Raw genomic sequence first — 13408 nt, 5'->3', positions numbered from 1 at the left:
GAAGCAGGATTTATCCCCGAAATGGGGGGTAGTTTCCGTGCCGGCGGTAGCCACTATTTTTACGTAGGCCGCAAGAAACAGCTGCTCATCTTTGATGAGCGGCTGAAAACGGTTCAGAGCATTAACCTTCTGAACGACACGGCAGCGATCGATTTTGCTGACGTCTATAAATCAGGGCGCGACAGTCTGCTCGAATTTTCGCAAACCGGCGTGCACGTGCGCCTGTTCGGTAAACAGGGCTACGGTGAGCCCCAGCGTATCGTCACGGAGCGGCTGGCGTTTCCGCTCTACGTCGATAACCTCGAACAAAGCCGACTTTCTGTTGATATCAACAATGACGGCTACTTCGATCTGTTTTTGCCCGCAGAAGGTAAATTCGTCGTCTACGAGAACAAAACCGGCAGGGGTTTCGCCAGAGCGGCTGAACTACCCTACCAGCCGCGCGGCAGCTTTACCGGCCGGTTGTGGGCAAACTCAGATCTGCCGTCGAACAGCATGCGGTCGACGATCATTATTCCGCAGCCGATTTTTCTGGATTTTAACGGTGACGGCCAGTTAGACGCTGCGGCACGCATTGACGAACGTATCTATTACTTCTTGAGCGGCAAAAACCAGCAGGGCCAGATTACGCCGTTTTCAGAAACCCTTTTGCGCATCTATCCGATGCCGCAAGAAGACATCTACGTTGCCTATTCTGAATTTGAAGATTTCGATGGCGACGGCAACCTCGACCTGATCTATTCAGCCGTGAAGGGGCTCGGCCTCAATATCCGCGTGGATATCAAAATTTTTCGAGGTGTTAAGGGAGTCGCAGATCCGAACTCCATGGTTGAACATAGTATCAAGGGTGGGGTTTTTTCTCCGCTACTGGCAACCCTGGGTAAGCAGAAATTGCTGCTCGTACCCACAATCGACACGGGCATTGGCTTCTTCATAAACTACGTTGTGCGCTCGCGCGTCTCTTTGACCATGCAGCTGCTGAGCCCCCTGAATACGAAAGACAATCCGCTGGAGAAGACAACGCTTTCGTTCAGCTCGAAAGAATCGGCTATACCGGGCTTCACGTACGGCGACTATAACAACGACGGCCAGACAGATTTTATTCTCGGTACAGAGCTCGACAGTATTTCTGTCTTTGCCGGCAATGCCGACCTGTCGCGCAAAGAGATTACAAAAATCAATGCGCCTTCATACGGCATATTTCGCACCGTAAAGCGGCACGATGGGGTCCATTTGCTCTTCATTTACATGACGCAGAAATCGAAAGCCGAAAAGAAAAGCGCGGTCTATCTGGCTCCGATTCGTTGAGTATTCTTACCGCGAACGCAGTTCGCAGTAAGAATACTCAGAACTTCATTAACGCACCGAGCGAAACGATGAAGACGTGCCCGCCATAGGTATAGTTCGGCTGATTGCCGGCGGCATAGGCGTTCGACCCGAGCACGGCACCCGATTTGGTCGACTCGCGCGTCATCATGATCTGGTGTTGAAAGCCGAAAATCAGCTCGACCGGCACCTTGACGACTTTATTCGCATTCAAGAAGAAAGAGGCACCAAGAGAATAGCCGATCTTATCGTTGTCGAGAAAGTTTGAAAAGCCGTTCTGGTCGGGTGTAAACGCGGGAATATAGGTAAAACCGGTGCGCACAAAAAGAGGCACATCGCGCAATTTGTTTATGTATCTGCCAGGTCTGCTTTCAGCCCCGAATTTCACAATGATGATATTCTTGAATGGGTCGAAAGATTCGTTTACCTTTTTCAGGTATTCAGAGCGGGCGCTGTTGACCTGAAACTGGCTCCACATCTGAAATTCACCGTCGAGCGAGAGCTTAAGCGCCTCATCGTGCAGGTAGGTGAAGCCGAAGGTAAAGGTATGCGGAGAGTAGAAATCAAGAATGGCGAGCCGCAATGGCAGATTCACAGCCAAGAGCTGCGTCGTCGCATTCGCATCGAGCGGGTCGATCTGCATGAACGTTTCACCGCGCCACGAGAAACCCACCATCAGAATGCGGTTCTTGATATTATGACGATATTGAATGCCCGCAACGGGTGCACCGGCAGGAGTCAGGTCCATTTGCGTCTGCGCATTGGGTACCTGGGTATTTCCTGTGGGGTCAATTTCAACGTTAGACATTTCGAAGCGACCTTTGCCCCCGGTAAACATATTGAAGCCGACACCGATACTGAGGCGGTTTTTCCAAACCTGTGCCCCGAGCCCCGAAATAATGGTAATGCGCTGTGCTTCGCGGCCGAGGCGCAGAAAGTTGTACGATTCGATACTCGTGTCGCTCACTGTCGCGATGTTACCGTTGTCTCGAATCGACAGCGCAACGCCGAGGCGAATCGGCATGTTCTTGGGCGTATTGATGATCGTGCGCGTGTCGAAGACGAGCCCCATTTGCACGACACCGTAGGTCATGTTTTTGGTCGCCAGCGCCACATTGTTGGCGACCCGGTCATTCGAGGTGGCAGTTGTAATTTTAGGCAAAGACGCCTGAAAAAGGTAGTTCATACCGACCTGGTGGGTCGGTCGGTCTTCGCGCGCAAGCACTTCGGCTTCGAGTTTTTTATCGATTGCGTCTTTATTGCCCTTCTCGTCGCTCGATTCTGCTCCGTCTTTTAATAGTTTAATCTTACCAGAAGCTTCTTCTGATTTCTCCTGATTACCGAATATGGCGCGTTCGCTGATGGGTGAGGTCACTCCGGCGATGTTATAAAAACCTGAAGTCCAGTCGTTTACGCTCGCGACGCCTGCGCCCGAGAAACCGACCATACGCGGCCCCATTCCAAAACTTTCGGCCATGTCTGCATATGCCGCAGTGGCTGTGAGAAATAACGCCGCCGCTGCGACTCTGCTGCCTTTATTCAAAGAGAACTCCTTTTTTATTTTTCGGTCGGCTATTCAAAGATCGAAACCAGACGATTATAATAGGGCGTATCCATCTGTCCAGACCATTGCGCCTTGTATTTGTTGTACGCCGCTGTCGAGAATTGGTCCATCAAGAGACCGAACTGCCCCCAGAACGTATCGAGCGCTTTGTACTTCTTACAATGCAGCGGCCCGCCGGGGTATTCACCCGTTATGCCTGGGTAACAGCGCATCACTTGCGTGTTAAAGAGGGTTCTCACATCGGTGAGCACGTCGAGTGAGGTGTACGGTGCCTTGTTCGTCAGGTTCGTCGAGAAGTACGTCATGAAGCCGTTCGGCTTGAAGCCTTCAAGACCCATGTTCAAGAGATCTGCGTAGTCGCCCTGAAACTCTTGCAACACCGTCACCAGATGCGGGCCCGTGCGCTGCAACAGATCGGTATACGTGTCAGTTTCTGAATCGTACAAGAAATTGCCGACCACGTTCTTCACCGATTTCAATTCTGCCGAAGTGAAGTTCGTGCTCGCATAGAATGTCTGCCGCGCTGCGTTCAGGTCTGCCGTCAGGTACTGGCTGTTGACGCCGCAGTTGAGCCCCTGCGCATCGCAGATTGTCGGCGACAGCAGGTCTTTCATCGCCTGCGCCGCAAAATGCACGTAATTCTTGTTCGGGCTGAGCGGGTCGGGCGAAATGTATTCGTCGTATTTCGGCATGAACACGTCTTCAAGGTAATAGTGCATCACCTTGCGCAGGTTCATGATTGCGCCGCCGGTCGCCGTCTTGTCGTCGTATTGTCCGTTTTCATTGATGTCGGTGTATTCACCCGCTTCAATCACATTATTTCCATTACGATCGTAATGCGGCTCGTCGAGTTTTTTGTTATAAATTTCGCACAGAATCAGGTTCTTGATCGCCTTGATTTCGTTGTCGAAATTGATGCCACCACCCGAGCCAGACGAGGTGATATGGCACTCCACCTTGTTGCCGTTGTTCGGGTTCGCGGCGTAAACGACGTCTGCGGGCGAGCCGGTGAGCGTGCGCCCGTAGAGCCAATCGAGTTTTGAGTCGATGTCGGCCACGGTCAGCGAGTTGACGGATTTCTCAAGGTTACGCGCCACGCCGCCCATATCAAACATATAATAGTCTTTGTCATAGATATTGGGTATCTGCGTGGTGATCGAGCAGCTGCCCCCCACGTTGGCTATGTCTGTGTAACTGGTCGCGCCGGTATATGCTGCGCTGATGAATGTGAACGTGCCTGGAACCCAAACACCATCTTCGTTGTGGTCATAAAAACCATTCGCTGAACCACCCGGGCACGTCGGCTCACCGAGCATGAAGGGGCTATAGAGCAGGTCTTTCTTGATGTCGACCTCGAAGTATTTGTTCACCTTATCGTTCATGTCGTCGAAGACGCTCTGGTACGAACCGAGAGTCTTAAACTGGTCAAAGTTGAAACTGCGCAGCGTATTAAGGTCGTCCATTTTGGTAGCGACGAGCATGTCGAGAAAGCTATCGACCGAATAGTCACCCGATGTGTTCGTGTCACGAATGAAGTCGACAATGTGGTCGATATCGGCATCGGTGAGAGAAATCTGCGACGAACTGTTCTGCACATTCGCGAGGTAGTTGTTGAGCATCGGTATCGCCGCTTTCACCGCCGCGACGATTTCTGCGTCAGAGGTGAGCGAACGCAGATAGCTCACGAACTGTTTCATCATGTTAATCGGTATGCTGTTCAGCGCCACGCCGTTCACGCTCTGGTCGAATCGGTTGGTTCTGAAGAGCGCCGGGTGCAGCGTATGCACTCCCGACCCCGCGCTTGTCGTGTTCACAGCGGCGCCACCTATCGTTTCACTCAGCCTGAACGAATCGGGAGTCACCGGCGCTTTCACATAATAGAAATTTGAGGTCGGTGTGCCGGCATTTAAACCTGCCGGCAGAGTACCCGTGGTGGTCAGGTATACCTTGTCGTTTGCCTCGAGCCCATGGCCTTTGAGGCTCACGATGCCGGGCGAACTCTGTTTAATGTCGACAACCATCGAGGGGTTCACAGCGTTCTTGGTCGAAAAATAGCGCAGGCGGTCTTTGTTTTTCATGCCCGATGCTGTCTGAATGAGCCCCGAGGTCACATCGAAGTTATCTTCGGCTTTGCGCACGTTGTCGGCAATCAGTGCCTCGAGGTCGCGAATCAGCGGATCGATATAAGCCACATTCGCGTATTTGTTATTCGTCAGCTTCGGCACTAAGCCGTTTCTGAGCCCCGCCGCAGATTCGGTGAGTATGTTGGTGAGTGCATTCGGGTTATACTGTGGTAGGTTGTTGTTTGCCGCAGCGTTGTTAAACATTACGCTTTCATTGAGTGATGAGAGGGCAGTGAAAAGCGTGTCGAGTTCTACGCGATAGCCAAGGTTGGCCGTCGGGCAACCCGGTGCAGCAGGCGAACAGAAGTTGCGAATTGTGACGTTGTCACGGTTTTCACCAGCAGCAACGGCCGTTGCAGCGGGATACGTCGTTACCTTCATGACCTGGCCATCTTCGTGCAATGTTCCGAAGAGCATGATGAGTGGTGTTAACATTCCCGTTAGCTTTCCATCAGAAGGGCCACGGTAGTCGAACCAGGTCGCCACCGTGCCATTTGCGTTGTATGTGGCAGGGTATCGAATGCAACCAGTTACGACGAATTCATTGCAAGTATTTGTATCAGGATTTACTTTGGGTATAGGGGGCAGATCACGCGCCGTAACTCCACAACCATTGTTATAATTTTCTATCAGGTCCGGCCCGCCACCTGCCCCTGGGGTTAACACCCCACCAACACATGTCGTTTCATCCGTGGGAAAAAATGTGTTGAAGAACGGCGTAAAGTTCGCCATGCTCGGTGTCGCTCTATGGGCCGCAACGGTTCCGGAGAGAATTTCATTGCTTCTGTAACGAGCCTCAGCCAGTGTCAGTACCGAGTCAAAGTTATCCTTGATCATTGCCGGCGTCACTGGTCCATCGCCTAAGCTGCCCCAAATCTCTGCCCAGAGGTCTACAATCCAGTTGGTTATCCCAAACGATCGAATCGTGATATCAAGCAAGACCATGGAATCGCCCTCGATAAAAGATGATACGCCGAAACGTGTTGTGCGCGCGATACTAACGCCATTCTTGCCACCTGCAGGGGTTTCGTTTACAAAACCTCGGGTTGCACTTTCCACATAGCCATCGCCATTTGCACCCATACCGAAATTACCTTTGTTCCAACGACCGTTATCTGAGGCATTGGCGCCTGCGCGTTTGGCCGTCGTCACACCCCAGAGTCCGTTCGCGTTGATCGTTGAGAAAACTGCGAACGATGCGCCGCTCCAAGCAATAGCCTCCGCAGAACTGTGTATCGGAATGACAAAAATATACTTCTTGTACTTTAACGTCCATTCTATGTTCGCGCGAATAGCCTCATCGCGGGTGTCAAAATCTACGCGCACTGCTGAGTTGATATCGCAATTATTTGTGACGATGTTCAAATTCGTGTAGTTTGTGTTATCTGAAGGACGTATCCAACCATACCGTGCGTAGCCATAGGTCGTTCCCTGTGCAGCTGCCCAACATTCATCGCCGCTGTTCATGGGGCGATAAATGCGCTCGTACATGTGATGGTTGCCATTGCGATTCATACCAAGTGTACCGCCTTCACCTCCGTTCTCACCCATAGCAACTTCAGAGTAACTCTCTGGTAATCCAGAAAAACCGTAACTCGTGCCGATAGCTGCACGGTAGGCGTCCGTGTAAAAATCGTTCTTGTATTTCACCTGACTGCCATTTGCGGCGCGGCCATTCACTGAATATGGGCCATACCCCTCCCAGGCGTTGAGCGAGAATTCAGCAACCATCCAATTCGAAGTCTTGAGATTGGTCGATTCAATATCGCCCTGGTGCTGAGAAAACACACCGCGAAATTTTCCGTTAACGTTATCAGCGGCGAAAACCTCAGAATCTGTTCGCGGTATGAACCGGCCTGGAGTAATAAGCTCAAAGGCAAACATATTGAGAGAGCTCGAAAAAGGCTGATTTTCACGGACTGAAGCATATATCACTGGCGACGCGGATACCGGGGGTTTATTCGTAATACCAACGGTCATAGGGTCTAATGGCCAAGGCATCGATATCGTAATGGAGCCATTGGTTCCGAGTGGGCTGCCCATCGATTGCAGACAGCGTTGCAAGGTCAGCTGTGCGGGTGCATTGACTGGATCCACATAGCCATTCGCTGCCGCTATGGTATACAAGAAAGCGGTAAGATAGGGTACGCGATCAGGATCATATCCGGCATCGTTCGTTGCATTGTATCCGGGCAATCCGGGACTCAGCTTGCCATACTTGTCGAGCAAAGCCATATTTCGCATCGAATACTGCATCCGCGCAACATAACCCTGCAGATTTCTTTCTGGATTTCCGTAGGCCGCCTGGGCTTCTTCAGGTGTCAATGTCCATTGGGTATTCGTTTGATCGTAAAATCGATCGAGAACATGATAATAAAAGTTCTTGAGTGCCGATTCCAGATAGATCTCATTGTTATAATTCGCAGGCACAGTCACAAGTGAATTGACTCGAGTGCTCATGAAATTTCTAAATGGGTTAAAAGATGCCTCTGTCGATCGCACCTGGGCCAGACGGGAGATGTAGCCATCACCAGCAAAACCTGTCGCCCCATCACTGTACAATAAACCGCTAAATACAGCTGGCGGCTGTGCAGGCGTACAATTGCAAGTGTACGAAGATCCAGCCCACAACTTTTGCTTGAGGTTTGCCTTTGTATACCGCATCGTCACCGAATTCAGTGTATTCGGTGCCGGCGTGCTGGCCCAGGGTACGCCCACGATCTCTTTACCAAAAATATACATCGCGCTCGTCGTGTCGATTTCTGAGAAGTTCTCGAGGTCGTCGAGCTTGGGCGCGTCGGCGTAGAGTGCTTTGAGCAGCCATTCGGTGAGGTACTGGTCTTTGTTCAGTAACGTGCCGTCGGGGTTCAGCATCGAAAGGTGTTCGGCCTCGCGGTCGAGCACCTCTTTGCCATCATTAAATACAAAATCTTTGCGCGTGATTGGGTAGACGTGGTCGATCAGGTAGTCGGTGACAGCAACCTGTGACTGAAACACAACATTCGATTGGTTCACTGTCCAGTCTGCGATAGTTTTTTCGCTCGCAGAATAATCGGCGAGTTTGTTCTGCAGGTCGAAAATAAGGTTTCTGATTCTGAGCTCCACATCGCCCGAATTTTTGAGCACCGCGGTCGCATTGCGCATGAAAGCGCCCGGCGAGTTGTCTGACTTCGGCACATACGCTGCGCCGCCAGATGTCACAGTAATGCCGGTAATCTGCCCGCTCGCAACAGTTGCTGTCGCGGTTGCGCCAGAACCTGGCCCTGGCGATGAGTCAATGTTGACAACGGCGGATGTATAACCGGTACCGGGGTTCGTGACCGTGATGCCGGTGATCACGCTTTCGACAATCGTTGCTTCGGCCGTGGCGCCGATGCCGTCGCCGATGATTTCGATGCGCGGGCCCGAACGGTTCGCATAGATGCAGAAGCCAGTGCGCAGAATATCATAAAGCGCCCACAGCGTATCGCGCCCTTCTACGTCTGTCGCGTCAGATTCGGGACGCGCGTTTAAGAAGACAGAACCCGGGTCGTCGCAGACCTTCCACGTTGTCAGCACGGGAAAATGGTATTCGTTGACGCGCGTCACGTCGGGGTGCGCTACCGAAATCGGGAAAAGCGAATCGCTCTCGCCCATATAGCGCACCGCGCGCGCGCCGAGGTATGCGCCGTCGGTGATCGCCTTCGGGTCGACGTCGAGCAGGCGCTCAACCAGATCGATCGCGGCGTTATATTCAGCCTGGCGGGCGGGTGTGGCCTGATAATAGCGCGCGAAGCGATCAATAACTGATGAGACTGAATCTGCCAGCTGTGGTAACGCCGGGCGCTCTTTCGAGAGCATGCCGAGCGCGTGCATCGATTTGACGCCCATGACGGGGTCGGCCTGAATCAAACGATCGAGGCGCGCGTTAAACTCACTCGCGTTGACCGTGGTGAAAGCGGCGCGAATGGCTGGTGTGTTATTAAAGAGGTCTGAGAGTGCGGTGTCTGATTTAGGTTGAAAGGTTTGAAATTCGAGCTCGCTCGGCTTGCAGGCCGACCAAAGCATCGCCGTGGCCAGCAGCAATGCCAGCCTCGGTGCTTTTTCAACAGGTATTTTCAGTCTTTTCACCATTATTCACCTTAGGGTCGCCCGTGAACCGAAACGCCAAACGGCGTAATTCGAGCCTCGTCGGGCTATACGTATCCCCGATGAAAAATGACACCTGTGGCACCTTATGTGCCAAAAAAGTGAACAAGGTGTTTAGTGATTGTGAACGAGTGTTTACATCAATAGCCGAGTTGGTTAGTTACAAAGCTATCTCCGATGCCGGTTAAAGTCTGCCCGTCAATAGAACCGCGAGTCATCCCCCCAACGAACCAGACACCGAGAGGACTCGCAGCAAAGGTTGTTGAGCTAAGAGTGACCCCCGATGCGCCATGGGTGACAACGCGATTATCGTTCAGTGCGTTAAAGGGAGAAAATAGCATTGCGAAAGCGGGACCGGGAGAAGTCTGCGCGCCTTGAAGGCCCCACGCCCAATAGGCTGAACCATAAACCTGTAGCAAAGCAGTCGGTCGGTTGTCTCTACACTGGATTGCAATGGGATAAACGCTGCCCTCGCTTTCAACTATCGATCCTACGGGGATAGGCATTTCGGCATTTGTCGAGAGAAGCGCATTGCCAGCATCATCATAACTCGTGACAAAGGCGAGGTATCGCCGCGCAGTATTTTTCTCTCCCCTTGAAGTGTATATTTCGCCATTTGTTAAACCGGTTACAAACGTTGAGGAACACCCGACACGCGCGACGCCACCATACCAAGTGATTGAGCCTGAGGAGAAAGTTCGAAGCCATGCAGTGGCCCCTGTGTTGGTCGCCATACGCGCGATGAATCCCGTAAGGCTAGAGTTTGCGGTATGCAAATAGCCTACCACAAAAACGGACAAACCGCTAACATCTAGGTCGCGGCCATTGACAAAATGGCCGCCTCCATCTATATAGCGCGTCCATAGAACAATGCCAGCTTTTGTGTATTTTCGCACAAAGGTGCCTGCTGCGCCGGTTGCGCCGCTGCCATCTAATTTCTGGTTGGCAATGCCCATGATATAAATATTGTCCTGTGTATCGAGCTTGATTCTTTCAGCAAGCGTGTTGCCGGCCGATACGCCTAACCGAATAACTTGAATGAGAATACCGGCTGGCGAATAGATCGCCACAAAACCGTCCATGTGGCCAATCTGACTTGAGCCGCTTACACTGCCGTTTGTGTAACCAGCGACCAAGATACGCCCCTGCGAATCAACAACAAGAGACCGACCATAAGTCTGATTGCCATCGGTATACCCGGGCCGACTCCAAATCAGATTGGCTGCAGCATCCCGTTTCTGAATATAAAAGCCGCTTCTATCAGCAGGTAACTCACCCAAGAAGCCTTGCGGTGCATGATTAAGCGAGTATACATGCCCATCAGCAGAAGCGGCAATATCTACTGAGAATACATCTTTACCAGATTGACCAAGCAGGCGTGTCCATTTTGTTTGCCATTGACTGTGTAGCGTCTCCGCGCTGGGCCCCATGCTGAATTGCTTGCCGGGCAGGCGCCTACTGCCAGAGCCATCGCTTTGCGTGTTCCAGCCACCAAAGGCAAAGTTGTTGCGGCGGAAATTGGCAGTGCGCGCTTTCACGGTGACCGGCGCACCATGCACATATGTATTCGTATCTACCGGTACCGTGCCAGAAGTGTGCCCGTTGCCGATGTATGTTACCGTAGATATGTCAGTGCCTGAAGTATCCATAAGATTGTCGGTAATAAACAAATCTTCTATGCCTGAAAGCGTTTGTCCATCCAGATTGCCGCGGGTGTAACCCACCACTGCGACATTCCCCGGAGCACTCACTGCGACAGAGGTGCCACCGGTCTCAACCGAGGGAAAGCCCATTAACCGTGTGTACTTTCTTACGCCGTCTGGATCATACCTAATGAGGAACGCATCCTTCGCTCCTGTTTTTATCTGGCTGTGCATATTTTCAGTCACAATGCCAGCAACATACAAGTGGCCAAATGCATCAACCACGTGGTTGCCGGCAAGCGTCTCACCGCCAGCAGCACCAAACAATCTTGTCCAGATTTTTGTCCCGTCGGCTGCATACTTGATGGCAAATGAGTCCGTAGTACCAGTCTTGGTTTGACCATCAAGATTTCCTGTCGTACGGCCACCAATAATGCAATTACCAGCCGAATCAACCGTCAAATGCGTTGAAAAACTGTTACCACCAGACACGCCGGCCAAACGCGTCCATATCTTGGTGCCATCGGCGTCATACTTGATCAGAAATGCATCCTGCGTGCCAACTTTTACCTCTGAATCGAGATTTCCGGTTGTACCCCCCGGATACGTAATAGTTACCGGCGGAATCTGCCCGAACGCCATAGGCCCCAGTGCTAGCTGCGGCAACGCTGGAAAGGCGCGTCCATTCGCGGACACCCTCGGTATCATATTTGATCAGGAACGCTGCGCCGGCACCGGTCATAGCCTCACCATGGAGCGAGCCGGTCGTAGTGCCAGAAATAAGGCTATGGCCATTGGCATCGATGGCGACAAACATTGCAATCGCACTCCCAGCTACAATGCCTACAATCCGCGTCCAGATACGTGTTCCCGCCGAGTCGTATTTGACGAGAAAAGTATCGTTCGAACCCACGCAAGACTCGCCATGCAATACGCATGAACCGCCAGCCAAGACTCTGCCCGTCACAAATAAGTTTCCTAAGGTATCAACAGCCACACCGGCCCCCAGTACCTGTTTCCCTGCGGTTCCGATCAACCGAGTCCATTGGCGAACTCGTGTCGGGCTGTATTTCGATACAAAAGTATCTATGGTGCCGTTTAGATTCTCACCATGCAAATTGCCATCGGTGATGCCCACAACATATGTATTGCCCAGGCTATCATATATGCTGTTGGTACCTCGAGTCGTCTTTCCGGCAACCCCTTCGAGTCTTGTGAATTTTGACTGCCAATGAGCATACAGGGTCATGTGAGCCCCGGGCATGACTAACGGCTGCCCCGGCACATAGAGGGTTCCACCTCCATCCGCAGCCGTGTTCCATCCTAAAAGGATGGCACCTGACTTATGTAATCCCCCCGTATTCGCCGACACGATTACACTCATCCCGGCATAATATTGCCCGACATCGACCGGCACTGTGCCACCTGTGCTGGTGTTCGCGTGGTACGTGATCGTATACTTCGCATCTTCGACCCATTGTGCGTGCAGCACCACGTTTGCCGAGGCGATGGCGAGCGATGCACCAGCGACGTAGAGAGTGCCGCTGCCGTCGGCTGCTGTGTTCCAGCCAGCGAAAGTGTGGTACGCGCGCGTCATGCTGCCCGTGTTGCCAAGAATTGTTGCGTTGTTGCCAGTGGGATAAATAGTTGAATCGGAAGGTGCGGTACCTGATTCAGCACCGTTCGCATTATAGATGATGTTATAGCCGCCGGTCGTTCCCGTGGGAAAGATTCCTGGAAAAGCCTGAAATAGCGGGTTGTAACCCAGAATCTGTTCTGTCTTTGCCACGAAGGCATCGATCAGCGTCTGGTAAGCAAGGTATTCGGCCTGCCGTGCTGCATCATCGGCCAATTGCGCAAAATGCAACACCAGATCGTTCGCGGTATTCTGTACAGGATTCGTATTGGAAATAGTGCCATCGATCACCTTTTCAATGCGGTTGGTCAGACCATTGGCTATAGAAAAATGCTGCATCGCTGAGGTCGCCTCATTTAAGGCAGCATTGACAGTGGTGCGCGTGCGCTCGAGCTTCGAATCGTCATGCACGTAGTGCATCGCGACGAGTTTCTCTTGTAAACTACCCTCAGGCATGTCACCTTGTTCATACTTAAACCAGAAGTTGGCGGGCTGTTCGAAGAAAAGTCCGTGCGGCTCGAATTTGAAGGCTTTGCTGACTTTGCGGTATTCTGCCCCCACCGTACCGACAGCTGTTGCGTCAGAGGTAATCGTAATTTCTTGCGGAAAACGCAATGCGAAAGCGGGAACAGTGAGTTTCCAGCTGCCATCGTCCGCGACAATTTCGCCGCCTTCGATGCCGATCACCTGGGTTTTGCTGACTGGGGCCGAATTAGACCCACCTGCGGGGGCAGTGGTCGAGCCGCCGCCACCTGAATCAGAGCCTTTGCTGCAGGCCGTGCTCAGAAATAGGAGCAACAGGGTAACCGCCAGTGTGGCCCTGTGGGGGGCATTAAGTCGGCGCATATTTAGATCCTCTTCACGTATTGATGGGTTGGTCGCGGTTCAGAATCAGAAAAGACAGAGCGTCAATGCCTTTTACGCTTTTCACGCCGTTCAAACTGAACGAAGCGTCAAATACGTACCCGGTGGACGAGGCCCGATTTAA

5 protein-coding genes are annotated in these 13408 nt (G+C 52.2%); 1 reads left to right on the top strand and 4 read right to left on the bottom strand.

The window, feature by feature from the left end; all coding sequences use genetic code 11:
- The first annotated feature begins 21 nt into the window (after nucleotides 1-21).
- Entirely contained in the window at nucleotides 22-1308 is a 1287-nt protein-coding gene (locus TURPA_RS14125; protein ID WP_014803981.1) for an FG-GAP repeat domain-containing protein, read from the top strand.
- Nucleotides 1309-1345: 37 nt separating this feature from the next.
- Here the strand turns inward: TURPA_RS14125 and TURPA_RS14120 are convergent, their stop codons facing one another.
- From TURPA_RS14120 to TURPA_RS22050, 4 genes are all read right to left on the bottom strand, one after another.
- Nucleotides 1346-2869, bottom strand: a complete 1524-nt coding sequence (locus TURPA_RS14120) for an OmpP1/FadL family transporter (RefSeq protein WP_014803980.1) — start codon at nucleotides 2867-2869, stop codon at nucleotides 1346-1348.
- A 29-nt stretch (nucleotides 2870-2898) separates the two neighbouring features.
- On the bottom strand, nucleotides 2899-9126 hold the full coding sequence (locus TURPA_RS22055; protein ID WP_014803979.1) for a hypothetical protein: 6228 nt from the start codon (nucleotides 9124-9126) through the stop codon (nucleotides 2899-2901).
- A gap of 155 nt (nucleotides 9127-9281) precedes the next feature.
- Nucleotides 9282-11426, bottom strand: a complete 2145-nt coding sequence (locus TURPA_RS14110) for an SBBP repeat-containing protein (protein WP_169314423.1) — start codon at nucleotides 11424-11426, stop codon at nucleotides 9282-9284.
- On the bottom strand, nucleotides 11314-13107 hold the full coding sequence (locus TURPA_RS22050; protein ID WP_169314422.1) for an InlB B-repeat-containing protein: 1794 nt from the start codon (nucleotides 13105-13107) through the stop codon (nucleotides 11314-11316). Before TURPA_RS22050 ends, TURPA_RS14110 begins: the two co-directional genes overlap by 113 nt.
- Between the last annotated feature and the right edge of the window lie 301 nt (nucleotides 13108-13408).

Origin of the sequence: Turneriella parva DSM 21527 (genome assembly GCF_000266885.1) — a bacterium.
In the GTDB taxonomy this organism is placed as follows: domain Bacteria; phylum Spirochaetota; class Leptospiria; order Turneriellales; family Turneriellaceae; genus Turneriella; species Turneriella parva.
This window is presented reverse-complemented; position numbering and strand designations above follow the sequence as displayed.